Source organism: Bradyrhizobium sp. Leaf396 (assembly GCF_001424605.1).
Lineage (GTDB): Bacteria > Pseudomonadota > Alphaproteobacteria > Rhizobiales > Xanthobacteraceae > Bradyrhizobium > Bradyrhizobium japonicum_C.
Genome location: NZ_LMQJ01000045.1, coordinates 125,635 through 150,416, shown reverse-complemented (window position 1 = coordinate 150,416; position 24,782 = coordinate 125,635). Strand labels below are relative to the sequence as shown.

Annotated in this window: 21 protein-coding genes and 1 pseudogene; 10 read left to right on the top strand and 12 right to left on the bottom strand. The window is 63.2% G+C overall.

Annotation, left to right across the window (positions count from 1 at the left end; translation table 11 throughout):
* Positions 1–12: 12 nt before the first annotated feature.
* Together ASG57_RS28165 and ASG57_RS38860 are read right to left on the bottom strand one after the other, a co-directional pair.
* Entirely contained in the window at positions 13–1,020 is a 1,008-nt protein-coding gene (locus ASG57_RS28165; protein ID WP_024339870.1) for a Bug family tripartite tricarboxylate transporter substrate binding protein, read from the bottom strand.
* Positions 1,021–1,477: 457 nt separating this feature from the next.
* Positions 1,478–1,615 (bottom strand): hypothetical protein, encoded by a 138-nt coding sequence (locus ASG57_RS38860; protein WP_196232374.1) that lies wholly within the window; start codon positions 1,613–1,615, stop codon positions 1,478–1,480.
* Between the two features lie 345 nt (positions 1,616–1,960).
* On the opposite strand from ASG57_RS38860, the gene ASG57_RS28160 reads away from it, so the two are divergent.
* Positions 1,961–3,265, top strand: a complete 1,305-nt coding sequence (locus ASG57_RS28160; RefSeq protein ID WP_028145911.1) for an Hsp70 family protein — start codon at positions 1,961–1,963, stop codon at positions 3,263–3,265.
* A gap of 45 nt (positions 3,266–3,310) precedes the next feature.
* On the opposite strand, the gene ASG57_RS28155 is transcribed toward ASG57_RS28160, so the two are convergent.
* The 4 genes from ASG57_RS28155 to ASG57_RS28140 form a co-directional block, all read right to left on the bottom strand.
* Positions 3,311–3,760 carry a c-type cytochrome gene (locus ASG57_RS28155; protein WP_024339871.1) on the bottom strand — a complete coding sequence of 150 codons (450 nt, stop codon included), beginning with the start codon at positions 3,758–3,760 and terminating at the stop codon, positions 3,311–3,313.
* A 125-nt stretch (positions 3,761–3,885) separates the two neighbouring features.
* Positions 3,886–5,145, bottom strand: coding sequence for a serine hydrolase domain-containing protein (locus tag ASG57_RS28150; RefSeq protein ID WP_230646502.1), 1,260 nt, complete (start codon positions 5,143–5,145; stop codon positions 3,886–3,888).
* A 257-nt stretch (positions 5,146–5,402) separates the two neighbouring features.
* Positions 5,403–5,846, bottom strand: coding sequence for an SRPBCC family protein (locus tag ASG57_RS28145; RefSeq protein WP_024339873.1), 444 nt, complete (start codon positions 5,844–5,846; stop codon positions 5,403–5,405).
* 226 nt (positions 5,847–6,072) lie between these two features.
* On the bottom strand, positions 6,073–6,762 hold the full coding sequence (locus ASG57_RS28140; RefSeq protein ID WP_024339874.1) for a hypothetical protein: 690 nt from the start codon (positions 6,760–6,762) through the stop codon (positions 6,073–6,075).
* Positions 6,763–7,087: 325 nt separating this feature from the next.
* Here ASG57_RS28140 and ASG57_RS37245 point away from each other — a divergent pair.
* The 3 genes and pseudogenes from ASG57_RS37245 to ASG57_RS28130 all read left to right on the top strand — a co-directional run.
* Positions 7,088–7,304 (top strand): annotated as a pseudogene (locus tag ASG57_RS37245) (integrase core domain-containing protein); the annotation flags it as partial.
* Positions 7,305–7,589: 285 nt separating this feature from the next.
* Positions 7,590–8,750, top strand: coding sequence for a TAXI family TRAP transporter solute-binding subunit (locus ASG57_RS28135; protein WP_024339875.1), 1,161 nt, complete (start codon positions 7,590–7,592; stop codon positions 8,748–8,750).
* A gap of 121 nt (positions 8,751–8,871) precedes the next feature.
* Positions 8,872–10,821 carry a TRAP transporter permease gene (locus tag ASG57_RS28130; RefSeq protein WP_024339876.1) on the top strand — a complete coding sequence of 650 codons (1,950 nt, stop codon included), beginning with the start codon at positions 8,872–8,874 and terminating at the stop codon, positions 10,819–10,821.
* A 777-nt stretch (positions 10,822–11,598) separates the two neighbouring features.
* On the opposite strand, the gene frc is transcribed toward ASG57_RS28130, so the two are convergent.
* The 3 genes from frc to ASG57_RS28115 all read right to left on the bottom strand — a co-directional run bounded on the left by frc (position 11,599) and on the right by ASG57_RS28115 (position 15,441).
* Positions 11,599–12,876: a formyl-CoA transferase gene (gene frc / locus ASG57_RS28125; protein WP_024339877.1), complete on the bottom strand. Its 1,278-nt coding sequence runs from the start codon at positions 12,874–12,876 to the stop codon at positions 11,599–11,601.
* A 61-nt stretch (positions 12,877–12,937) separates the two neighbouring features.
* The gene (gene oxc / locus ASG57_RS28120) at positions 12,938–14,671 is read right to left on the bottom strand and encodes an oxalyl-CoA decarboxylase (RefSeq protein ID WP_024339878.1); all 1,734 of its coding nucleotides are present in this window, start codon (positions 14,669–14,671) and stop codon (positions 12,938–12,940) included.
* A gap of 74 nt (positions 14,672–14,745) precedes the next feature.
* Positions 14,746–15,441 carry a GntR family transcriptional regulator gene (locus ASG57_RS28115; RefSeq protein ID WP_162250091.1) on the bottom strand — a complete coding sequence of 232 codons (696 nt, stop codon included), beginning with the start codon at positions 15,439–15,441 and terminating at the stop codon, positions 14,746–14,748.
* A 348-nt stretch (positions 15,442–15,789) separates the two neighbouring features.
* Here ASG57_RS28115 and ASG57_RS28110 point away from each other — a divergent pair, with 348 nt between their 5' ends.
* From ASG57_RS28110 to ASG57_RS28090, 5 genes are all read left to right on the top strand, one after another.
* Complete coding sequence (locus ASG57_RS28110) at positions 15,790–17,919, top strand: acetate--CoA ligase family protein (protein WP_024339880.1); 2,130 nt, start codon at positions 15,790–15,792, stop codon at positions 17,917–17,919.
* A 305-nt stretch (positions 17,920–18,224) separates the two neighbouring features.
* Entirely contained in the window at positions 18,225–19,193 is a 969-nt protein-coding gene (locus ASG57_RS28105) for a Bug family tripartite tricarboxylate transporter substrate binding protein (RefSeq protein WP_024339881.1), read from the top strand.
* The gene (locus ASG57_RS28100) at positions 19,190–19,675 is read left to right on the top strand and encodes a tripartite tricarboxylate transporter TctB family protein (protein WP_024339882.1); all 486 of its coding nucleotides are present in this window, start codon (positions 19,190–19,192) and stop codon (positions 19,673–19,675) included. Before ASG57_RS28105 ends, ASG57_RS28100 begins: the two co-directional genes overlap by 4 nt.
* A gap of 29 nt (positions 19,676–19,704) precedes the next feature.
* The gene (locus tag ASG57_RS28095) at positions 19,705–21,174 is read left to right on the top strand and encodes a tripartite tricarboxylate transporter permease (RefSeq protein ID WP_196232378.1); all 1,470 of its coding nucleotides are present in this window, start codon (positions 19,705–19,707) and stop codon (positions 21,172–21,174) included.
* Positions 21,175–21,409: 235 nt separating this feature from the next.
* On the top strand, positions 21,410–21,793 hold the full coding sequence (locus ASG57_RS28090; protein ID WP_024339884.1) for a DUF1236 domain-containing protein: 384 nt from the start codon (positions 21,410–21,412) through the stop codon (positions 21,791–21,793).
* 43 nt (positions 21,794–21,836) lie between these two features.
* On the opposite strand, the gene ASG57_RS28085 is transcribed toward ASG57_RS28090, so the two are convergent.
* The 3 genes from ASG57_RS28085 to ASG57_RS28075 form a co-directional block, all read right to left on the bottom strand.
* A complete protein-coding gene (locus tag ASG57_RS28085) occupies positions 21,837–22,214 on the bottom strand; it encodes a VanZ family protein (RefSeq protein WP_024339885.1) in 378 nt (125 codons plus the stop codon).
* Positions 22,215–22,291: 77 nt separating this feature from the next.
* Complete coding sequence (locus ASG57_RS28080; protein ID WP_024339886.1) at positions 22,292–22,900, bottom strand: thiamine pyrophosphate-dependent enzyme; 609 nt, start codon at positions 22,898–22,900, stop codon at positions 22,292–22,294.
* Between the two features lie 10 nt (positions 22,901–22,910).
* Positions 22,911–23,477, bottom strand: a complete 567-nt coding sequence (locus ASG57_RS28075) for a thiamine pyrophosphate-binding protein (protein ID WP_024339887.1) — start codon at positions 23,475–23,477, stop codon at positions 22,911–22,913.
* Between the two features lie 232 nt (positions 23,478–23,709).
* On the opposite strand from ASG57_RS28075, the gene ASG57_RS28070 reads away from it, so the two are divergent.
* Positions 23,710–24,759, top strand: coding sequence for a hydroxyacid dehydrogenase (locus ASG57_RS28070; protein WP_024339888.1), 1,050 nt, complete (start codon positions 23,710–23,712; stop codon positions 24,757–24,759).
* The last annotated feature ends 23 nt before the right edge of the window (positions 24,760–24,782 follow it).

Sequence of the window (24,782 nt, the reverse complement as noted above, 5' to 3'; positions counted from 1 at the left end):
CGACGTCGCGGCTCAATTTCCCGATGCGAGGAAGCCTGCATCCTTCATCAGGCCTTCGTGGCGCTTCTCCTCCGCCGCGACCCACTTGGCGTAGTCGGCGCCTGTCAGGAAGGTCGTGTTGAAGGCGCCGTTTTTCATGAAATCCTGCCATTCCGGCGTGGCGCGGACTTTCTTGAACAGTTCGACATAATATTCGACCTGATCCTTCGTCGCCTTGGGCGACATGAAGACGCCGCGCAGCATGAGATATTCCATCGCAAGGCCCTGCGATTTGCAGGTCGGAACATCCTTCCAGGCCTTGCCGTCGGCGATCGGCTCGTCATAGGCCATTGGCTGGGCGTCGAACACGCAGAGCGGACGGAGCTTGCCGCCGCGCCATTGCGCGACCGCCTCGATCGGATTGTTGACGGTGGAATCGACGTGATTGCCCACGAGCTGGACGGCGACTTCGCCGCCGCCCTTGTAAGGAATGTAGGTGAACTTCGCCTCGATCGCCTTCTCGATGCCGACCGTGATGATCTGGTCTTCCTGCTTGGAGCCGGTGCCGCCCATCTTGAATGAGCCGCTTGGTGCCTGCTTCGCAGCGTCGACGTAATCCTTCACCGTCTTGTACGGCTTCTCGGCATTCACCCAGAGCACGAATTCGTCGAGCGCCAGCATCGCCACCGGCGTCAGATCCTTCCAGTTGAACGGAATTCCCGTCGCCAGCGGCGTGGTGAACAGGTTCGACAGCGTGATGATGATCTTGTGAGGATTGCCTGACGACGTCTTCACGTCGAGGAAACCTTCGCCGCCCGCCCCGCCGGCCTTGTTGATGACGACCAGCGGCTGCTTCATCAGATTGTGCTTGGTGACGATGCCCTGGATGGTGCGTGCCATCTGATCGGCGCCGCCGCCGGTGCCCGCGGGCACGATGAACTCGACCGGACGGACGGGCTCCCAGGCTGCGTGGCTTGCGGTACTGCCAACGCATGACATCGCGATTGCCGCCAAAGCGACATTCAGAACGAACGGCTTCATCTGTTTCTCTCCCTGTCGAACCCTCGACGCAGCCGCTCTTTGTCGGCTTGCGTTAGCCCATCTCAAGTCACATGCCCGGAGTCACCGTGTGGTCGATTCTCCCACGGCAGTCCCGCTAGAAACTCTATGGGCAGGGACAACGTGCGGCATCCACTTCTTTCGGACAAGGCTCTGCCAAGGTTGCTCGGAAGACGTGCACTCTCGGCCGTCGCTGTGCCCTCGATACCTTTCCCCGCCTTCCCGCTTTGTGAGCTGGCAATCCTTCTTCTTTGTCGAATGGTATGCGAGATGCCAGCAGGCTCACAATCGGATCGCCGGGCGCATTGGTGGGCAAATTGTCGCACTTGCGGTCGGTTCAGCGGGCTTCCCAAAAGAAAATGGCCCCGACTTGGGGGCCATGGGTCGATCCGTGCGCGGCGGGAATCCGCCAGCCCGCTCCGGACTGGAAGTGCCTATTCTACAGGCCAAAGCGCGGCAGGTCGCCGTTGCGGTTCGAGATCTCGGCGCTGGCCATCAGGAGGCCGTCGATCGCGGCCACCAGGCGGGCGAAAAGCGAGGAGGAGGGGGCGAGCGCAGCGGAAGCGGTCTTTGACATCGGAAATCCCTTTCTCGAGACAGTCAGCCTTGCCGTCTCATCTAGAGGCCAGTTTATGTATACCAGATGCCAATATCCACATTCTTGTTTGCATAGCAGCATGCGACATCTCGCATTGCAGCATAATGTTGGGTTGGCAGGGGAGTTTCCGACATAAAGTTGCCGGCGTGGGGTTGGCGGTACGGTTTTTTCTGTGCGCGGTCTATCGGAGAGCATGGGCGGACCAACGACGCCGCACCGGTGGCCTGTCGAGCCTCGGCCGCACTGCAACAGGCGGACTTGGCATGATCCTGCAAAGCGGCTAGTGGTCCGCCCCCTTATCCAATCCAATCGTCAGAGTGGTTCATGTCGAGCGCCTCGTCCGCCGTCTCGATCGGCATCGATTTCGGGACCAGCAATACGGTCGTCGCGCTCGCGGCGGACGATCGTCGGGTCGAGGCCATCCGTTTCGATCATGGCGGACAGCGCCACAGCGTCTATGTGTCGGCGCTGTGCTTCTGGGAGGACCGGCCGGGCGCCGGGGCCCAGGCCGAGGGCGGCCCATGGGCGATCGAGCAGTTTCTGGAAGGGCGCCATGTCTACCGCTTTCTCCAGTCGTTCAAGACGTTCGCAGCGAGCAGCAGCTTCAACACCACCCAGGTGTTTCGGCAGCGCTACAAGTTCGAGGATATTCTGGCGGCGTTCCTGCGCACGCTGGCGCGCCATGGCGGGGAGAAGTTCGGCTTCGAGGCCGCGAACATCACGGTCGGCCGTCCGGTGCGCTTCGCCGGTGGCAATCCCGACGAGGCGCTTGCGATGCAGCGCTACAGGGCCGCGTTCGAGCGCCTGGGCGCCGGCCACGCGCGCTATGTCTACGAGCCAGTGGGTGCGGCGTTCTCGTTCGCACGAAGGCTCGAGCGCGATGCCACCGTGCTGGTTGCCGATTTCGGCGGCGGCACCAGCGATTTCTCCGTGATGCGCTTCTCGCGCGCGGGAGGTCGGCTTCGCGCCGAGCCGCTCGGGCATGCGGGCATCGGCATCGCCGGCGACACGTTCGACTATCGCATCGTCGACCACATCGTCTCGCCGCGCCTCGGCAAAGGCTCGAGCTTCCGCTCGTTCGACAAGGTGCTCCCGGTCCCCAGTGGCCATTACACCAACCTCGCGCGTTGGCATCAGCTCGCGATGATGAAGAGCAACGGCGATTTGCGCGAACTGAGGGAGCTTGCGCGCACCGCGTTGAAGCCGGAGCTGCTCGAGGATTTCATCACCATCGTCGATCTCGACCTCGGCTTTGCGCTTTACCGTTCCGTGTCCGACGCCAAGGTCGCGCTGTCGGCGCAGGACGAGGTGGACTTCCGCTTCAAGGGCGGCGGCGTCGAGATCGGCGCGGACATCACGCGGAAGCAGTTCGAATCCTGGATTAGCGACGACATCGCCCGGCTGGGAGCCACCGTCGACAAGGTGCTGGCGGAGGCCGGCATCACCGCGCGCGACGTCGAGAAAGTGTTCCTGACCGGCGGCACGTCCTTTGTGCCGGCCGTACGGCGCTTGTTCGCCGAGCGCTTCGGCAACGAGCGGCTGATGTCGGGCGACCAGTTCGAGTCGATCGCCTACGGCCTCGCATTGATCGGGCATAGTCCCGACCCGGACCGCTGGACGGCAAGTTAGGCGGCGGCCGCGCAGCAGGCGAGAAGCGGTGACGCTGTTCTATCGCTACTTCTGCTGAATTCGGTTCAGGTAATCGATCACCGCGAGGATGCGAGTGCGCACCACGACTTCCGGGCTCTGCTGCGGGCCGGCCTTTTGCCAATAGGAGGGATCGACGGCGTGAGGCAGGCTGACGATCGGGTTGAACCGTTCGCCCCAGATCGGCATTTCGCGCGAGCCGTGAGCCGGAACTGATTTCGATCCATAGATGATCTCATAGACGGCGTTGGCAGGAAACACCCCGTTGTTGTTCTTGGCCAGCAGGGTCAAGTCCGAAGCCGGCGTCTTGAGCTGACTGCTGACCGGTCCTTTCCCCTTCGCGTCGGCGCCGTGACAACTGGCGCACGAAGACTGGAACTCCGCCTTGCCGATGTCGACTTCTTCGGCCTGAGCGGAAGCAGCGAAACCGACGGCAAGACCGGTAATGATCAACCATTCGACAGCAGATCTCATCATCTCGCCTCCGATGCCGGCTGGGAAGACTCCCGCGTCCGGCCACTTTGTTCGTTGACAGCATATCAAGGGCGCAGCCAGAGCCGAAGCGCGCACACCTTGCGCATTCGCTCGCTGGCGTGGCGCCCTCAATTCTCCATGGCCTCGTAGATCAGCTGCTTCACGGTTTTCTGGATGCGCTGGCGCTCCGAGGGGGTCTGCTGGAGCAAAATGAAGAACATGTCCTGCTTGCGGTCGATCACGAAATAACAGCCGCTGGCGCCGTCCCATTTCAACTCGCCGAGATTGCCCGGCGGCGGCGGTTTGGCGTTGCCCGGATCGGTGCGGACGGCGAGCCCCAGCCCGAAGCCGAAGCCGTCGCCCGGAAAATAGAAGAAGTCCCGCTCGACGCCCGAATCCGGCCCGACATAATCCGTCGTCAACAGCTTGAACGCCTTGGGACTGAGAATGGTCTTGCCCTCGTATGTGCCGCCATTGAGCAGCATCTGAGCGAAGCGAGCGTAGTCGGCCATCGTGGAGACCATGCCGCCGCTGGCGTACATCATCTTCTTCGGCTTTGTCGGGTCGTTCTCCCGGCCCACCCGGAAATTGCTGTCGTTCGGCATCGGCTCGGCGAGCAACTTCCGCTTGTCGGGGTCGGTGACGAGGAAGCCGGTATCCTTCATCCCGAGCGGTTCGAACAGCTTGTCCTTCTCGATCTCGATCAGGGACTTGCCGGCTGCGATTTCCATGATCCGCGCCAGGACGTCGGTGGAATGGCCATACTGCCAGAGCGCGCCGGGTTGATTGTGCAGCGGCAATTTTGCGATCCGCTCGGCGAACTCGGCGAGGTCGAAGTCGCCGGCATAAATATCGGCCGCCCTGTAGGCCTTGCGCACGAGGCTGTCGCCGTAGAAGCCGTAGGTGATGCCCGAAGTATGGCGCATCAGGTCGAGCACAGTCGGCGCACGCTCCGGCGGCACCAGCTCGAGCGTCTTGGTCCCGTCGCTCGCTTGCTTCTCGACGCCGACCTTCACGTTCGCGAACGATGGGATATATTTCGCGATGGGATCGTCGAGGGAGAATTTTCCCTCATCCAGCATCTGCACCGCGACCACGCTGGTGATGGCCTTGGTCATGGAAAACAGGCGGAAGATGGTGTGGTCGGTAATCGGAGCCTTCGACACCACGTCCTGCACGCCGAAGGCCTGGTGATAAACCGGCTTTCCATGCTGCTGGATGAGCAGGATCGCGCCGGGGATTTTCCCAGTCGCCACTTCGTTGCGGAAAAACTCGTCGATTTTTGCCAGCTTGTCCTTGTTGAAACGGGCCCCGGCGGGAATCTCGAAAGTCCCTTCGGCCCAGGCCGGACCCGTAGCCGCAACGAGCAGCGCGCTACAGGCAAGCATCCGCAACGTCTGGAATGGTCTCATCAACCCCCCTTGGTTCGATCCGAGTTTAGCCGTCCGCTCGACCGGCACAAGGGGCATCGAATTGCGGGGAGCGTCTGTCGCAGGCGGGGGCGGTCCGCCGCGGACCGCCGCACACTCCTTGCCCAGAGGGGCCCGCCTACGGCGGGCGTCCCCAGGGATGGTCATGGAGAAATCGCCTTCAAACGCGATTGTCGGCCCAGGCGGGTGGCTGAACGGCCCGCGTCTCGGATCACCTATTGATTGATCTCAGGCTCGACGAGCTTCGCCAGATTTCGCAGCGATTCCTGCCAGCCGAGATAGCAGGCCTCCGGCGGAATGACATCCGGGATGCCGGTCTGCGTGATGTCGATTTCGGTGCCGACCGAGACCTTCTTCAGGACCACGGTCACCTCGATCAGGCCCGGCAGATTGGGATCGTCGAACTTGTCTGTGTAGCGGATGCGTTCGCCGGGCACGAGCTCGACATATTCGCCGCCAAAGGAATGGCTGTTGCCCGTGGTGAAATTCCGGAACGACATCTTGAAGGTGCCTCCGACCTTGGGCTCGAAGTGGTGCACGCTGCAGGTGAAGCCGTTTGGCGGAAGCCATTTCGCCATCGCGTCGGCCTCGAGGAACGCGCGATAGACCTTCTCCGGGCTGGTGGCGAAAACGCGGTGCAGGCGGACAGTGCTGGGCATGTTTGTTATCCTTGAGTGATTGACGGGCCCGAGTTGGCCTCTATGTCCCATTCATGTCACGAGGACGACGGAGAAGCGGCCGATCCGACAGGTGCGCCCGATTTTTTTCGCGCCTTGTTTGGCGCTCACCAAAGCAAAGTGGGACGCTTGGTCGCTGCAACGGCGGAGGTGTGCTCCTTCTCCTGTTTGCTCGCGGGAGAGGTGAACGAGCCGCGGCAAAATGCGTTTAGATGGTTGCGGCATCCTGAGACGTCATCGTGAATGCCAGCCTGTAGTGACCAATTGTGGAGTTGTCGCAAGCGCCGGCCGTGTGAAGCGATGGCGGCGAGAGCCCGCCGGCGATCACGTCCTCGATTGCGTCGGCATCGTACCCGGACAGCAGCACGATCCAGTCCGCAGCATCATCGTTGCCACGGATCTGCTGCTCGGTGGTGGGCGCACTCGTCCTGGGCGTGTCGGTGAGGAGAAGGTGCGCGCCCGTCAATCCCGGCTTCGAGGGGAGGGCGACGAGCGTATCGATGAGATGTGCCTGTAGCTCTGCCGCGAGTCCCGCGCGCGGCGAGAGCCTGATGGTGGCAAGCGAGTCCGCGATCCCACCGCCAAAGCTCGCCACGATCCGGCACTGGCTGCGCACCATGCCGAGATGATGCGGCATCATCTTCCTCGACCACGGTGTCGGCGCATTGAGCCGGTCCAGATATCCCTTCGACGTGAGCACTTCGTATTGCTCGAGCTCGTAGAGCACGAAGAAGCCTTCGGCATCGGTCGTGCTGCTCCAGCGCGATCCCCGCCGGAAGCCGGGAATGCTCATCCGCTCGGGGAAGTGTTCATGCGAATGCCAATCGCCGAACTCGCCGCGCTGCTCGGCGCGAACACTCCACCACATCGCAACGGCGGCCTTGCCGAGCAGTGCCATGCTGATCTCCATGTTCTTTCGCCGGCTATCGCATTTGATAGCGTTTCCTTGCGGCTATCCTTCGGACGCCCGCTTCAGGCAGACTCCTCAGGCTGAGGACCGAGTGCGCGGCAACAGTTTCAACGAGCACTGACGCCGATGAGCCTCATCCTGAGGAGGCGCGTGAGCGCCGCCTCGAAGGACAAGGCATGCGCGCAAGCCGCCACCAGTCAAATGCGATAGCCTCTGATTTCTCGTGGACACTCTGCCTCAACACCGACAGCGGAAGCAACGTGTGCCCTTGGAGGCCGAAGCCACAATTCCGCTGCCGGGCGATCCGGCCGGTGGCAAAGGCGCGTGGCGGGATAACGTTTTCGTCGAGCGGTTATGGCGCAGCGTCAAATACGAGGAAGTCTATCTGCGATCCTACGAAACCGTCGGCGACGCCCGAAGCTCGATTGGTCGGTGTTTCGACTTCTACAACGGACAACGACCTCACGAGTCTTGACGACCGTACCCCGGATCAAGCCTACTTTGATCTTCCTCCGCTCCGCGAGGGTTGAGCCGGGAATCGCTGGGCACCTGGCAGGTTCTGGATGAGAAGCTCTGGCCGGAGGGGCAGGCCCGGCTTCGTGGGACTGCTTTTCCCGTGTCCCGGTCGGACCCGTCGTCGATCCTTACCTCGCAGGCGCGTCCGAGGCCGCCGGGTGCCCCCCACCGGCCGTGGTGCAAGAAAAATCCGACCTCCTGTGCTAGAAGAAGTGCCGCCTTGTACTCCCGTGACCGAGGTGGTTTACAGGGCGCGAGCCGACACAAGTAGAAAAACCAGTAAGAATGAGGAGGCGTTGATGGAGATTGATCGCAGAGCCTATCTCGGCGGGATGGGTGCTGTTCTGGGTGCCGGACTGCTTCCGGACCTCGCTGCAGCGCAGACGAAATCGCTGCCCGATCTACCGCCGACCATGATTTGGAGCGTCTACGACGTTGGCGCCTCCGGCTACGTGGAGGCCTCGGCCATAGCGGATGCACTCGGCAAGACGTATGGCACGCGCGTACGCCTCCAGCCCTCCGGCACATCGATCGGCCGCATCCAGCCAGTGAAGGACCGTCGCGTAACACATGGCTGGCTGGCGACCGAGGTCTTCTTCGCCGCCGAGGGTCTTTACGAGTATGCCGCGCCGAACTGGGGGCCGCAGGATCTGCGCTGTCTGCTGGGTCGCGTGAATTCGCTGTCCATCTGCGTGACGAAGACGAGCGGCATCAAGACACTGAAGGATCTCAAGGGCAAGCGGTACGCGATCGCAAAGGCGAATACGTCCGTCAACGCGAAGATCGAGCCTATTCTCGACGCTGGTGGCATCTCTTACAGCGATATGCAGGTCGTCGAGTTCCCGAGTTACGGCGCTTCGCTTAAGGCGCTCATCGAGGGTCGTGCGGATGCCGCCGGTGCGGCGCTGACGACCGTGTCGCTCAAGGAACTTGAGGCGAGTTCTTACGGCATCGATTGGATCGAGCTTCCAGCAACCGACAAGGATCTGTGGAGCAAGATCCAGCGCGCCATTCCGCTCGCGGCGCCCTACACCGAGACGTTCGGCTCGGGCGTGTCCAAGGAAAATCCCCGGGCCGTCATGGGCTACAGGTATCCCATGATTACCGTCTACGGCGATGCCAAGGTGGACGAGGTCTACGCGGTTACGAAGGCGATCGTCGACACCTATGACACCTACAAGGCCGCCTCACCCATCATGGAGCGCTGGGAAGTCAAGAACTCCGGCGCCTACCCGATGGACGCGCCCTTCCACGAGGGTGCCATCAAGCTCCTCAAGGAGAAGAACGTCTGGACTCCCGATCACCAGAAGTGGCAGGACGGCATCGTGAAGCGGCACGCACTGCTCCGGCAGGCTTGGGCCGACATGATGGCCAAGGAGCCCGCCGCAAGGGAGGCCGATGCCGCCAAGCTGCGTGAGCTTTGGATGCCGCGTCGTGCCGAGGTTCTCAAGTCCCTCTAGCTCCGACACGATGAGGCAGGCGTTGCGGTCGATTGCGCCGACGCGCCTGTCCTTCTTTTTGCAGTACGCCACTCGAAGTCCTCGTTTGTGATCGACGGCGGATCTATAGGGGATAAATGCGATGACGACCGAACAGGCTGAGGTCGCGACACCGATAGTTGAAGACCCCGAAGCCCGCTCGGCGCGGCTGGAGGGGCGCGCATTTTGGGCAACGTTCGTCCTGACGTTGCTTGGACTAGCGCTCTCGGTCAATCAGGTCTTTAATCTGGGCATCGGCGGCTTTCGGCCGATCAGCACGGCTTACTACTACCTGATCATCGGCATTTTTGGTGCGATCGGCTTCCTTGCCTTTCCTGCGCGCAAGCCGTGGCACGGTCCCGTGCCCTGGTACGATTGGATTTGCGGTGCTGCCCTGCTGGGCCTGACCATCTGGATTGCCTCGCGGGCGCAATACGTCATCGACGCGGGCTGGAACACGACTGGGCCACTCGAAGCGCAGATCGTGGCGGGCGTTGTCACTGCTCTGGTCCTCGAAGGGCTCCGGCGCACGGGCGAGACCATTCTCTTCGTCTTCTGTCTCATCTTTGCGTCGTTCCCGCTCTATGCGGGCCACATGCCCGGCTTTCTCTGGGGCGTGCAACTCGATCTCGGCCAGACCCTCAGCGAACACGTCTATGGCCTCGAGAGCCTGATCGGCATTCCGATGCAGGTCGTTGCGGACACGCTGATCGGCTTCCTCGTGTTCGGTGTGGTCCTGGCGTCGACCGGCGGCGGCGCCTTCTTCATGGACTTTGCGTCCGCCCTTCTGGGGACGGCGCGCGGCGGTCCTGCCAAAGTGGCAATCATCTCATCGGGATTCTTCGGGATGCTGTCCGGCAGCCCAACGTCGAACGTGCTCACCACGGGCACGCTCACTATTCCCACCATGAAGCGCTGCGGCTACCCGGCGGCCTATGCCGGCGCCGTCGAAGCCTGCGCGTCGACGGGTGGCGCGCTGATGCCGCCTGTCATGGGAGCGGCGGCCTTCATCATGGCCAACTTCCTGAACGTGCCCTACGCCGATGTCGTCGTCGCCGCATTCCTGCCGGCGGTGCTGTATTTCTTCGCACTGTTCATGCAAACGGACTTCTACGCGGCGCGCAACGGGCTGCGTGGAACCGGTGCCGACGACGTGCCGCCCCTCACGCGTACTTTGATCGGCGGCTGGTACTACATTGGCGCGCTGGTTGCGCTCACCCTGCTGTTGCTCGTCTGGCGTCTTGAGGGCGAGGCGCCCTTCTGGGTTTCGCTCTTCCTGGTGCTGATCGCGATCTTTCGAGCACCCGCGCTGGGCTTCACGCCCCGCTACTTCGCCGGGCTTGTCGTCGATGTCGGCCAGACCGTCGCGCAGATCGTCGGACTGATTGCCGGCATAGGTTTGATCATCGGCGCATTGTCGATCACCGGTGTCGCCAACTCGTTCTCGCGCGAACTCGTGCAGTACGCCGGCAACAATATCGTGCTGCTGCTTGCTACCGGCGCTCTCACGAGCTTCATCCTCGGCATGGGCATGACGGCCTCCGCCTGCTACATCTTCCTCGCCATCGTGCTCGCGCCCGCGCTGATCACGACCGGCCTCGATCCTATGGCCGTACATCTCTATGTATTCTACTGGGGACTTGTGTCTTTCATCACGCCGCCGGTAGCCCTGGCAGCGATCGCCGCCGCGTCGATCGCCAAGGCTGACGCGATCCAGGTCGGACTGCGCGCCATCCGGATCGGGTGTCTCCTGTTCCTGCTGCCGGTGCTCTTCGTGTTGCAGCCGGCGCTCATCCTCAAGGGCGAGTTGATGGAGATTCTCCAGGTGGCGACCACGGCCGTCGCAGCCGTCGTTCTCCTCGCAGCGTCGTTCGAGGGATACTTCTACTGGGCCGGGCGGCTGCCCGTTTGGTCGCGGATAATCGTCGGGGCTGGCGGATTATTGATGCTGGTGCCCGAGGGAATGACCGATCTCATCGGCTTTGCGATCTGCGTCGGGGCGCTCGTGCTAACCAGGCTCGTTTCAGGCTGGCGCACGGTGCCAGGGACATAGGCGCGACCGACACGCCTGTCGGGGTGCAGCGAGGCTCCGGTCTTTCTTGTGCAGCCGTCGCCTCGGCGCTCGATGTTGAGCTGGCACCTGCAAACTCGCAATCGACGGTGTGCGCCGAGTCCTACTGCTCCCGGCGCTGCGGCGGCCGTCGGCCATCAGCGCACCGAAGCGCTTGTCCAAGTTGTCGGCGAGATCCCTGATCGCCTTCGCCATCTGTACGCCTTCTTAAACCTCGTAGTACAACGGACAACGACCTCACTCGAGTCTTGACGACCGTACCCCCGATCAAGAAGCCTACTTTTGATCTTCCTCTGCTCCGCGCGGCGGCCTAGCCCTGGCTGAGACTTCACTTATCGACGCGGAATTTTTGTTCAGACAACCGGGACCAGTTCATGGTTCATCGCGAGTTCAATGCGACGGTGGTGAAGTGTTTTCGCGAGCAACGGGCTGCGGGAGATCGCTGAGGGGCTCGATTAGCCGGAGGCCAATCCGGCGCGTCCGCTTCCGTCGACGGTGTGTTCGGGGATCCGTTCCGATGTGGCAACAGCGAGCGCTCCGCTCCCGGCACAACATCCACGATGGCACAATACCCCTGTTTTGCCCGACGGGTCAGGATTTTTTCGTCGAATCAGAAATATCGTTGCGTGCCAATGGGATGGCTACTGTGCATGGGGTTGTTTTTCGGCTCTTTGAATTGGCGCCTGTCATGCTCGGCGTTCCCTAGCAAAAAGGGCCGCCCCTTCGGGCGGCCCTTTCGTCTGGCTCATGGCGGCCCGCTTACTCCGCCGCCTGCTTCTGCGGCGGGTCGAGGGCGCCGGACTTGTGGATCTCGGCGACCTGGTGGTCGGAGAAGCCGAGCACGGAGCGCAGGATCTCGTCGGTGTGCTCGCCGAGCAGGGGCGAGCGCTGCACGTCGCTCGGGCTATCCGACAGCTTGATCGGGTTGCCGACCGAGATGTACTTGCCACGGGTGGGATGGTCGACCTCGACGACCGTGCCGGTCGCGCGCAGCGACTGGTCTTCGGCGATCTCCTTCATCGACAGGATCGGGCCGCAGGGGATGTCGTCCTTGTTGAGGATCTCCATCGCCTCGAACTTGGTCTTGGTCATCGTCCACTGCTCGATGCGGGCGAAGATCTCGTTGAGGCGCGGCAGCCGCGCCGCCGGCTTGGCGTAGTTCGGATCGGTCTTCCACGAGGGCTCGCCGATCACGTCGCAGATCTTCTCCCAGACCGGAGCCTGGGTGATGAAGTAGATGTAGGCGTTGGGATCGGTTTCCCAGCCCTTGCACTTCAGGATGCGGCCGGGCTGGCCGCCGCCGGAATCGTTGCCGGCGCGCGGCACGGCATCGCCGAACGGCACGCCTTCACCGAATTGGCTGTATTCCTTGAGCGGGCCATGGGCGAGACGCTGCTGGTCGCGCAGCTTGACGCGGCAGAGGTTGAGCACGCCGTCCTGCATCGCCGCGGTGACGCGCTGGCCCTTGCCGGTGTGGGTGCGCTGGAAGAGCGCGGTGACGATGCCGAGCGCCAGATGCAGGCCGGTGCCGGAATCGCCGATCTGTGCGCCGGTGACGAGCGGCACGCCGTCGCGGAATCCTGTGGTCGAGGCGGCGCCGCCGGTGCACTGGGCGACGTTCTCATAGACCTTGCAGTCTTCGTACGGTCCGGGGCCAAAGCCCTTGATCGAGGCGACGATCATCTTCGGGTTGATCTCCTGGATCTTCTCCCAGGGGAAGCCCATGCGGTCGAGCACGCCGGGGCCGAAATTCTCGACCAGCACGTCGCACTTCTTGATCAGCTCGGTGAGGACCTCCTTGCCCTTCGGGTTCTTGGTGTCGAGCGTGATCGAACGCTTGTTGTGGTTGAGCATGGTGAAATACAGGCTGTCCACGTTCGGGATGTCCTGCAGTTGGCCGCGCGTGATATCGCCCACGCCGGGGCGTTCCACCTTGATCACGTCGGCGCCGAACCATGCGAGCAACTGCGTGCAGGTCGGCCCGGACTGGACGTGGGTGAAGTCGAGAATGCGAACGCCCTCGAGCGCTTTGGTCATCGTGTTGCTCCGTACTCTGTCTGCCCCTGCACCCGGCAGGGAAAAGGGTTGCGGGGTGGAGTTACTTCTTCTTCTGCAGAACGCTCTGCGGGTTGAGGTTGCCGATGCGGCCGCTCTCCGAGCCGGCGGCGGGATCGATCACCGCGTTGATGAGCGTCGGCTTGCCGGACTTCATGGCCTCGTTCACGGCGCGTTTCAGCTCGTCCGGCGAGGTCGCATTCACGCCGACGCCGCCGAAAGCTTCCATCATCTTGTCGTAGCGCGCGCCCTTGACGAACACCGTCGTCGCGGGGTCGGCGTTGGCGCTGTTGACGTCGGTGCCGCGATAGATGCCGTCATTGTTGAAGATGACGACGCAGATCGGCAGGTTGTAGCGGCAGATGGTCTCGATCTCCATGCCGGAGAAGCCGAAGGCGGAATCGCCTTCCACCGCGAGCACGGGATGACCGGTCTCGAGCGCGGCCGCGATCGCCTGGCCCATGCCGATGCCCATCACGCCCCAGGTGCCGACGTCGAGGCGCTTGCGCGGGCGGTACATGTCGATGACGCCGCGGGCGAGGTCGAGCGTGTTGGCGCCCTCGTTGACGAGGATCGCTTCGGGGTACTCCTTGATGACGTTCTTCAGCACGCCGAGCGCGCCGTGATAGTCCATCGGCGATTTGTTGTTCATGAGCTTCGGCGCCATCTTGGCGACGTTCTCTTCGCGCTTGGCCGAAATGGCCTTGGTCCATTCGGCGGGCGGCGCAGTCCACCCTGACGCAAGCGCCTGGTTGAAGGCGGAGACGACCGAGCCGATGTCGCCGACGACGGGCGCGACGATCTCGACGTTGGAGTCCATCTCCTTCGGCTCGATGTCGACCTGGATGAACTTCTTGGGCGCCTCGCCCCAGCTCTTGCCCTTGCCGTGCGAGAGCAGCCAGTTCAACCGCGCGCCGATCAGCATGACGACGTCGGAATCCTTCAGCACGGTCGAGCGCGCGGCGCCGGCGCATTGCGGATGGGTATCGGGCAGCAGGCCCTTGGCCATGCTCATGGGCAGGAACGGCACGCCGCTCTTCTCGACGAAGCTTTTGATCTCTTCATCCGCCTGCGCGTAGGCCGCGCCCTTGCCGAGGATGATGAGCGGACGCTTGGCGCTCCTGAGCACGTCGAGCGCGCGCTTGACCGAAGCGGGCGAGGGGATCTGCGCGGGCGCAGCATCGATGACCTTGACCAGCGATTTCTGGCCGGCCTCTGCGTTCATGACCTGGCCGAACAGCTTTGCCGGCAGGTCGAGATAGACGCCGCCCGGACGGCCCGAGACCGCGGCGCGGATGGCGCGGGCAAAGCCGATGCCGATGTCCTGGGCGTGCAGCACGCGATAGGCCGCCTTGCACAGCGGCTTTGCGATCGCGAGCTGGTCCATTTCCTCGTAGTCACCCTGCTGGAGGTCGACGATCTCGCGCTCGGAGGAGCCGGAGACCAGGATCATCGGGTAGCAGTTGGTGGTGGCGTGCGCGAGCGCGGTAAGGCCGTTGAGGAAGCCGGGGGCCGAGACGGTGAGACAGACGCCGGGCTTCTTGGTGAGATAGCCGGCGATGCCTGCTGCGTAGCCGGCGTTCTGCTCGTGGCGGAAGGAGATCACGCGAATACCGGCGGCCTGCGCCATACGGCCCAAATCCGTGATCGGGATGCCCGGCACATTATAAATGGTGTTGATGCCGTTCAGCTTGAGCGCGTCGATGACGAGATGGAAGCCATCCGTCAGTTCCTGCTCGGTGCCCGGTGCCTCGGACTTGGTCGCGGTATTCAGCATGGGCTTTGTCTCCCTGGTCTCAAGTCATGGGGCGAGTGGTTCGCCCTTCTGGTGAGCGTCTGCTAGCAAAAAAACTAAGTGAACAGTTCCTGGCCGTGCGCTTCGACGTAAGCGGCAAGCCCGAGGGTGTGATCGCGGGCGCGCTTCTCGGCGAGCTCGGTGTCGCGCGCTTCCAGCGCTTCGATGATGCCGAGATGCTCGGGCAGCGACGTCGCGGTGCGGTCCTTGCGTCCGATGGTGAGCTGCCGATAGCCGCGCACGTGCAGCAGGAGGTCGTTGGTGAGATCGACCAGCACGGGGGATTCCGACAGCGAGATCAGCGCCTGGTGGAATGCGATGTTGGCGCGCGAATATTCCTCGACGTGATCCTCGGGCAGGCGGTCCTTGCCGAAATCCTTGAAGAAGTCGCGCAGCGCCGTGATGTCCTTCTTGCGCGCGGTGGTGGTGATCAGGCGCGCGGCCATGCTCTCCAGCGCCGCCCAGGCGCGGATCATGTCGACGATCTCGCTCTTGGTCCTGCGCACCACCATGATGCCGCGGCGCGGAACCGTCTTCACGAAACCGTCCTGCTCGAGCATCGCGATCGCTTCGCGGATCGGGGTGCGGCTGACGCCGAGCCGTTCGGACAACGCGCGCTCGTCGAGCATGACCGGCTCGGGCGTCGAATAGATGTCCATCTTGAGGATGGCTTCCTTCAACGCGTCGTACGCCTTGTTCTTGAAGCTGCTCTCCGGGGCAATACGAACGATTGCGATGTCTGCCTCGGCCATGTTCGGCAATGCCTTGGTTGGTTTCCGTAGTGACACGACGAATCTCCTCCAGTGGGAGTCGTCTTTTACAGGAATATCTATGGGAAAGTTTTTGGCATACCACATGCCAGAATGTCAAGCTGGCGATTTTTTGCGGCGTTCCAAGAGAAGCATCGCCTTGACAAGTTGGCTTCTGGCATACCAAATGCCATCGCCAGCCATTTTTGATCCAAGCCGGCGGAGTAGTCTTGGGCTTATGCCACTCCGTTCCGCCGCATGGAACAGAGCGCGGCAAATGGCAAGCATCACAGGCAGCCGCACCACGCGCGCGCTTTGAAAAGAACGAACTCAGGTCCAGGGAGACGCCACATGTCCAATTCCAAAGATGCCGTCCGCAAGGTGCTTGACCAGGTCAAGGCGGACAACCGCACCAGCCTGACGGCGCCGGAAGGCAAGCTGGTCTGCGACGCCTACGGCATTCCGGTGCCGAAAGAGGGCGTGGCGAAATCGGCCGGCGAGGCTGGGAAGATGGCCTCGTCGATGGGCTTCCCGGTCGTGATGAAGATCGTCTCGCCGGACATTCTCCACAAGACCGAGGCCGGTGGCGTGATCGTCGGCCTCAAGACAACTGAAGAAGCCGAGAAGGCCTACGAGACCATTCTTTCCAACGCCAAGAAATACAAGTCCGACGCCAAGATCGAAGGCGTTCAGGTGCAGCAGATGCTGGCCGGCGGCACCGAAGTGATCGTCGGCTCGATCACCGACGCCTCGTTCGGCAAGCTGGTGGCGTTCGGCCTTGGCGGCGTCCTGGTCGAAGTCCTCAAGGACATCACCTTCCGCCTCGCGCCAGCAACCAGGGAAGACGCGCTCTCGATGCTCGACGGCATCCAGGCACATGAGATTCTGAAGGGCGTGCGCGGCGGCGAGCCGGTGAACCGCAACGCCCTCGCTGACGTCATCGTCAAGGTTTCGCAACTCGTCACCGATTTCCCTGAGATCGTAGAACTCGATCTCAACCCCGTGTTCGCAACGCCGAAGGATGCGACGGCCGCCGACGTCCGTATCGTCGTCGACTTCGCCTATGTACCCAAGCCCAAGCCGCGCCCGACCGAAGAGATCGTCGCGGCCATGAACCGCATCATGCAGCCGAAAGCGGTCGCCGTGGTCGGCGCCTCGGCCGAAGACGGCAAGATCGGCAACTCCGTGATGAAGAACCTGATCAACGGCGGTTACAAGGGCGACATCTATCCTATTCATCCGAAGGCCGCCGAGATCCTCGGCTATAAGGCCTACAAGAGCGTCAAGGACGTGCCAGGTGTGATCGACGTCGCGGTGTTCGCGATTCCCGCGAAGTTCGTCGCCGCGGCGCTCACCGAATGCGGAGAGAAGAAAATTCCGGGCGCAGTGCTGATTCCGTCGGGCTTCGCCGAAGCCGGTGCGCCGGAGCTGCAGGCCGAGATCGTCGAGGTCGGCAAGAAGTACGACATCCGCCTGATGGGGCCGAACATCTACGGCTTCTATTATACGCCGGCCAATCTCTGCGCGACCTTCTGCACGGCTTACGATGTGAAAGGCCACGCGGCACTGTCGTCGCAGTCGGGCGGCATCGGCATGGCCATCATCGGCTTCTCGCGCTCGGCGAAAATGGGCGTCTCGGCAATCGTCGGCCTGGGCAACAAGTCCGACATCGACGAGGACGATCTGCTCGCGTTCTTCGAGCAGGATCCGAACACCAACCTGATCGCGCAGCACTGCGAAGACCTCAAGGACGGACGCGCCTTTGCTGAAGCGGCAAAACGGGTATCCAAGAAGAAGCCAGTGGTCGTGCTGAAGGCCGGCCGCACGTCTGCGGGGGCGAAGGCGGCCTCCTCGCACACCGGGGCGCTTGCTGGCAACGACCGCATCTATGAAGACGTGTTCAAGCAGTCCGGCGTGATCCGCGCGCGGAGCTTGCGTCAGCTGCTCGAATTCGCCCGCGGCGTGCCAGTGCTGCCGACGCCGAAGGGGGAGAACGTGCTGATCATCACGGGGGCCGGCGGCTCGGGCGTGCTGCTGTCGGACTCCTGTGTCGACAACGGTCTGTCGCTGATGTCGATGCCACCGGATCTCGATGCTGCCTTCCGCAAGTTCATCCCGCCGTTTGGTGCGGCCGGAAATCCTGTGGACATCACCGGCGGCGAGCCGCCGATCACCTACGTCAATACGGTGAAGCTCGGCCTGTCGGACGAGCGCATCCACGCGCTGATCCTCGGCTATTGGCACACCATCGTCACCCCGCCGATGGTGTTCGCCCGCAATATGGTTGAGGTGAAGAAGGAGATGGAGGCCAAGGGCTTCGTGAAGCCGATGGTTGCCTCGCTCGCCGGCGACGTCGAGGTCGAGGAAGCCGCCGAATATCTCTACCAGAACGGCATCCCGGCCTATGCCTATTCGACCGAGCTCCCGGTCGAGGTGTTGGGCGCCAAGTACAGATGGGCGCGCGGGGCAGGGCTGCTCTGATCACTATCTCTCCCGTCATCCCGGGCCGATGCGAAGCATCGACCCGGGATCTCTAATTCCAGGTCAGGCCCGCTCCGCGTTCCCCAGCGCAGGTCGCGATGATCAAGAACGTGATCCCTGCGCAGAACGATTGAGCCCCGATCAGAAGCCGGCAGGAGGCGCAACGGCCGCATTCGGCCGGGTGAGTCCGAAACCCCGTTGAACAAACCCCGGGAGTTGTCGCTGGACAGCATCGGCCGTTTTGGCTGATATGCGACCAAACGACACAATGCGGCAAATGTCCGCGTGAGCCTGGAGATGCCCCCATGTTCCGATTTCCCACGCGCCTTCTCGGCGCAGCCGTCGCGCTGGGCCTTGCGGCAGCCAATCCGGCCTTTGCCCAACAGCTCGAGCTCAAGCTGATGGCGCCGGCGGCTCCGGGCGGGGGCTGGGACCAGACCGCGCGCTCGATGCAGCAGGCTCTGGTGGCTTCTGGCGTCGCGCGCAGCGTGCAAGTGACCAATGTTCCCGGCGCGGGCGGCAGTGTCGGCATCGCGCAGTTCGTCAACGGAGCCAAGGGCGACGGCAACCAGATGATGGTCAACGGCTTCGTCATGGTGGGCGCGCTTGCCATGAACAAGTCGCCGGTCACGCTGGAGCAGGTGACGCCGATCGCCCGGCTCACCGAGGAGATCCAGGTCATCGTGGTGCCCGCGAATTCGCCGATCAAGAATGCGCAGGATCTGGCCGCCGCGGTGAAAGCTGATATCGCCAAGGTGACTTTCGCCGGCGGCTCGGCTGGCGGCGTCGACCATGTGATGGCTGCATTGTTCGCCGGCGCTGTCGGCGCCGACCCGAAGAAGATCAACTACATTCCGTTCTCCGGCGGTGGCGAGTCGCTGGCCGCGATTCTCGGCGGCAAGGTCACCGCTGGCATTTCCGGGCTGAGCGAATACGAAGGGCAGATCAAGTCCGGCAAGCTGCGCGCGCTCGGCGTGACATCGGAGAAGCGCATTGCCGGCAGCGATATTCCAACGTTTCGGGAGCAAGGCGTGGACCTCGTGATCGCCAACTGGCGTTCGGTGGTCGCGCCTCCCGGCATCACGCCGGAGCAGCGCAAGACCTTGAGTGATGCGGTCGAGAAGATGGTGAAGTCCGACGCCTGGAAGGAGATCCTCAAGCAGAAGGGCTGGGAGGACGCCTATCTCGGCGGCGATGCTTTCGCCGATTTCCTGAAGAAGGAAGCCGTGCGCGTCACCGACGTGCTGAAATCGGTCGGCCTCGTCAAATCGTGACCTCAGGCGATTCCACCCAATCGCCCCGGCGCGTCGATCCCGCCGGCCTCGTCATCGCTGCGCTGCTAGCAGGTCTCGCCGCGGTGCTGGTCTGGGATGCACGAGGCCTGCAATCTGTCGCGATGTACGGGATGGGGCCGGAGGCCATGCCGATCGTGGTCGCCACCGGGCTCGCGCTGCTCGCGATCGGCAATTTCATCAACGCGCTGCGCGGCAATCTGCCAGCGCGTGAGAGCGCCGATCCAGTTCCGGTGCTTCTGATCCTCGTCGGCCTGGCGCTGCTGATTGCCGTCATCGGCTTCGGCGGCGGCTTCATCCTGGCGACCTCGGCACTGTTCGTCACGACGTCGGCAGCCTTCGGACGCCGAGCGATCCTGGTCGATTCTATTATTGCCCTCGTGATGTCGACGCTCATCTATCTCGTTTTCGACCGGTTGTTGACGCTGAGCCTTCCGGCCGGCCCGCTGGAGCGCCTCCTGTGATCGACACTTTTGCCGCGCTGGCCCACGGCATGGCGGTCGCCATCCAGCCGATGAATCTGCTCTATGCCCTGATCGGCGTGTTCCTCGGCACGGCCGTGGGCGTGCTGCCCGGCATCGGCCCGGCCTTGACCGTCGCGCTGCTGTTGCCGGTCACGTACAAGCTCGATCCCGGCGGCTCGCTCATCATGTTCGCCGGCATCTATTATGGCGGCATGTATGGCGGATCGACGACCGCGATCCTCATCAATACGCCTGGCGAGAGCGCGTCGATGGCGACCGCGCTCGAAGGCAACAAGATGGCGAAGGCCGGCCGCGGCGGCCCGGCGCTGGCGACCTCTGCGATTGGCTCCTTTGTCGCCGGGACCATCGCCACGATCGGGCTGGCGTTCCTCGCGCCATGGCTGGTCGATGTCGCCGTGCGCTTTGGACCGGAGGATTATTTCGCACTGATGTGCGTTGCCTTCGTCACAGTGTCGGCAACCTTCGGCGATTCCCCGGTTCGCGGTTTGACCAGCCTGTTCATTGGCCTGACGCTGGGCCTCGTGGGAATTGACAAGCTGACAGGTCAGGCACGGCTTGCATTCGGCGTCCCCGAGTTGCTCGATGGTGTGGAGGTGACCACGCTTGCTGTCGGCCTGTTCGCGGTTGGTGAAGCCCTTTACGTCGCATCGCGCCGCCGCCACACCGAGGAGAAGCTCGAGCCGGTGCGCGGCTCGCTGTGGATGACGAAAGAAGACTGGAAGCGGTCATGGAAGCCGTGGCTGCGCGGCACGATGTTTGGCTTTCCGATCGGCGCGCTGCCGGCGGGCGGTGCGGAGATCCCGACCTTCCTCTCCTATTCGACCGAGAAGCGCCTGACCAAACATCCCGAAGAATTTGGCAAGGGCGCGATCGAAGGTGTGGCGGGGCCGGAAGCGGCCAACAACGCCTCCGCCGCCGGCACGCTGGTGCCGCTCTTGACACTGGGGTTGCCGACCTCCGCGACCGCCGCGATGATGCTGGCAGGTTTCCAGCAATACGGCCTCAATCCGGGACCGCTGCTGTTCGCTGAGCGTCCTGACCTGGTGTGGGGCCTGATCGCGAGTCTCTTTATCGCCAATTGCATGCTGCTGGTCCTCAACTTACCGCTGGTTGGCCTGTGGGTGCGGCTGCTCGCAGTTCCGCAGCCTTGGCTCTATGCGGGCATCCTCGTCTTCGCAACCATGGGCACCATCGCCGCGAAGCCGTCGGCAATCGAATTGTCGATGCTGGCGGGCTTTGGCGTGCTCGGCTTCTTGATGCGCCGGTTCGATTTTCCGATCGCGCCCGTCGTCGTGGGTCTTATCCTCGGCCCGATCGCCGAAAGCCAGTTGCGCAGAGCCCTCGCAATCAGCCTCGGCGATCCCATGACGCTGGCGCAGAGCCCGATCTCGGCGACGCTGCTTGCAGTCGCGTTGATCGCGCTGCTGGCGCCCTTCGTTTTGAAGGGGCTCGGGCGGTTCAAGGCGAACGAAGATTAGCCGTTCCGACGCAGGCACGATCTCACGCGGCGTTCATCCCGTGGACAATGCCATGCCCTTCGAACATCGCTCGCCCCTTGCCGCGCGTTGAAATTCGGGGCGAGGCACAAGATCCGCAGCTTGAACTGTTCCGGCGTAACAGTCTCTGGACTTTGGCGTACCTTGGCCCCTGGGAACTGGAACAATGCTTTGGCCCCGCGGTTGAAGGCGCATGACAAACTGGAGACTCAAGGACATGAAAACCCGTCTTGCGATTTCGTTGGCTGCCGCCTCGCTGCTGGCGTCGAGCTCAGCCTTTGCCCAGTCGACGACCGCCCAGGGCGCCGCGGACGGCGCGCGCGCGGGGGGTGACATCGGTGGACCGATCGGTGCGATGGTCGGTGGGACCGTTGGGGCAGCCGTTGGCGCAGGTCTCGAAATCCCGAATGCGATTCTGGGCGGGATCCCGCGCAGTGACTCCGTCGTGGTCCAGGAGCGCGTCGTCGTCGGCGAACCGCTTCCTTCAACGGTCGTGCTGCGCCCGGTGCCGAACTACACCGAGTATCGCTATGCGGTCGTGAACGATCGCCGCGTGATCGTCGAGCCGCGCACGCGCCGCGTGGTCAAGATCATCGACTGATCTGCGCTTGCCTGAGTGCTGAGAAGGTGGGCCCTGCGGCGAGTCACTCCGCGGGGCCTTCGCTCGTCAGGGTCGAATTTGGGCGAAGCCGGGTCATGGCCCAGTCGACAGCGGCAGCGAGGGCAAAGCCGAGGCAGGCCGTGGATGCATCGACCAGAAAGTCCTCCAGCCGCGCATGACGCCCGGGTGCCCAGAATTGCATCAGTTCCAGCAAGCCGATGAGGATGACCGATGCCGCCGCAATCAGCAAACGTCGCCTCCGATATGCGAGGCCGAAGGCAAGTCCCACCAGGATGAAGGCGAGCGCATGTTCGCCGTCCTGGCCAAGATTGGAATGGGGTCGCAGGCCCGGCGGGCCGAGGGTTGCGAAAGTGACGGCGGCTGCCAGCAGCCAGGCAGTGGAACGAACCAAAATGGACATCGGGCCCGCTTAGCACAGATATGCAACGGCCCGGTGCAGTGCCGCGATCAGATCGACGTGTAGTTAATGACGAAACGTTAAAGTGGCTCGCGCACGCCGAGGCCGTGCATGAACAGTTCCCGGATTTGCACGGGGTCGCGGCGGGTGGTGCCGACGCCTGGCTTGTCATCGATCCGGACCGCGATCAGGCGGGGCTCCCTGGCGGCCAACGCCTCTTCGACCAGCCGCTCGAAATCCTCCTCGTCCGCGGCCCAGGCGCTGTTGGCGAGCCCGGAGCCGATGGCGATGGCTACAATGTCGGCGACGTTCGCTGCCGGCGTCGGCTGCGCACCGGTGATTTGGTAGATGCCATTGTCCATCACGATCATCGTGAGGTTTTCCGGCTTCAGGGTGGCGATCGTCGAGAGCGCGCCGAGCTGCATCAGTAGCGAACCGTCGCCTTCGAGCGCAAAGACCCGGCGCTCGGGCTGCGCCAGCGCGACACCAAGGGCGATCGGGAAAGCAAGCCCCATGCTGCCCAGCATGTAGAAATTCTGCGGACGGTGGCCGGCGGCCCAGAGGTCGAAATTGGTGTTGCCGATACCGCCGATCACCGCTTCTTCGTGCTTGAGTTTCGTGATCAGCCGCGAGGTCACATCGAAGCGGTTCATCACCTTGGTATTGCGCGCGCTCACGTCTGTATTCATGTGGCCGGCCTCACTTGTCGAACACCTTGCCGCCGGTGAGCAGCGGGTTGAGGATCAGCGCCACCGGCGCCTGCGTGGTGACGGCCTGTTTGATCGAGCGGTCGGCGATGAATTCGAGCTCGTCGAGCCGGGTGATGGTGTGGTGCTCCAGCGCCAGAGAATCCAGAACTGGACGCATGGTGCGGCAGACCAGTGACTGGCCGTAGTTGAACTCGCCGAGCGTGCCGCGCTCGGAGACAAACATGATGAGCGGAATCTGGTAGGGCACCGCGAGCGAGGCCAGCACATTGGCGAGCGTGGCAAAGCCCGACGTCTGCATCAGCACCGCGCCGCGCCGGCCGCCCATCCAGGCGCCCGACACGATGCCGACGGCTTCCTCCTCGCGCGCGGTGGCAAAGGTGGTGAAGAAGGGATCAGCATGCAGGTTCTTGATCAGCGGCGTCAGAACGCGATCGGGCACGTAGGGGATGAGGCTGATCTCGTTCCGCTTCAGGGTTTGCAGGACGATGGTGTGCCAGCTTCTTCCGCCGGATTCCTGTGTCGGTTGGCGCGAGGTCTGCTGTTCCGCAACCGCCATTGCGTTCTCCCTTCGGCCGCGCATGCTTCTTGGCAGCGATCCTTCGAACTTGACGCAGGCAGTGGGATTGTCAACATGTCCGGGCCTGCACCGTGATCTGCGCCAGATGGCCTGCCGCGGCCGGTACCGCCATGTCATAGGTGCGGCAACGAAAAACGGGAGGCGGCAGTGGAGGGAGCGCATCGCGCGTCGATCTTCCGAAGTCCCTCGCGAGCGAGCCGGAAGGGTCCTGATGTCCGTCAACAACAAACGCGTCTTCTACGTCAAATACCTGGCCAATCCGATCTATATCGACATCCTGAAGGCGCGGCCCGACGTCAGGCTCGATCGGATCGAGAACGAGAGCCCGGAAGATTTCTACGCGCCGATCCTGAGCGCCGCCCATGTCTACCAGATCGGCGCGGCCCGTGACGAGCTGGCGCCGCATTTCCACGTGGACGCGGCCTTCCTGAAGCGGACGCCGAACCTGCTGCTGGTCTCCAGCAACGGCGCCGGCTTCGACCCGGTCGATGTCGAGGCTTGCACGGACGCGGGTGTCGTGGTCGTCAATCAGTCCGGCGGCAACGCCCATTCGGTCGCCGAGCATGCCCTGGCGATGATGCTGACCCTCTCCAAGCGCATCATCCAATCCGACCGTCGCTTGCGCCGTGAGCGCGATGTCAACCGCAACGAACTCGTCGGAAACGAGGTCGAGCACAAGACCGTCGGCATCATCGGTCTCGGCAATGTCGGCCGGCGCATTGCCGCTCTGTGCAAGGGGCTGCTCGGCATGAAGGTGCTGGCCTACGATCCGTACCTTTCGGCCGAGGTCATGGCCGAGCGGGGCGGCGAAAAGGTCGAGCTCGACGAGCTGCTGCGCCGCTCCGATTTCGTATCGATCTCCTGTCCACTCAACAAGGGTAGCCGCAACATGATCAGCGTTCGAGAATTCGCGCTGATGCAGCCGCATGCCTATTTCATCACCACCGCGCGCGGCTTCATCCACGACGAGGACGCGCTGCTCCAGGCGTTGCGCGACAAGCGCATCGCGGGTGCCGGCCTGGACGTCTGGTCCAAGGAACCGCCGCCGCCGGACCATCCGCTGCTTCAGTTCGACAACGTGCTGGCGAGCCCGCACACTGCGGGCGTCACCATCGAGGCCCGCCAGAACATGGGTCGCATCGCGGCCGAACAGGTGCTGGACGTGCTCGACGGCAAACGTCCGCCTCGCATCATCAATCCCGAAGTCTGGCCGCGCTATGCGGAGCGCTTCAAGCAGGCCTTCGGCGTGACCCCGGGATAAGCGGACCCGGCGGGCGCGAAATC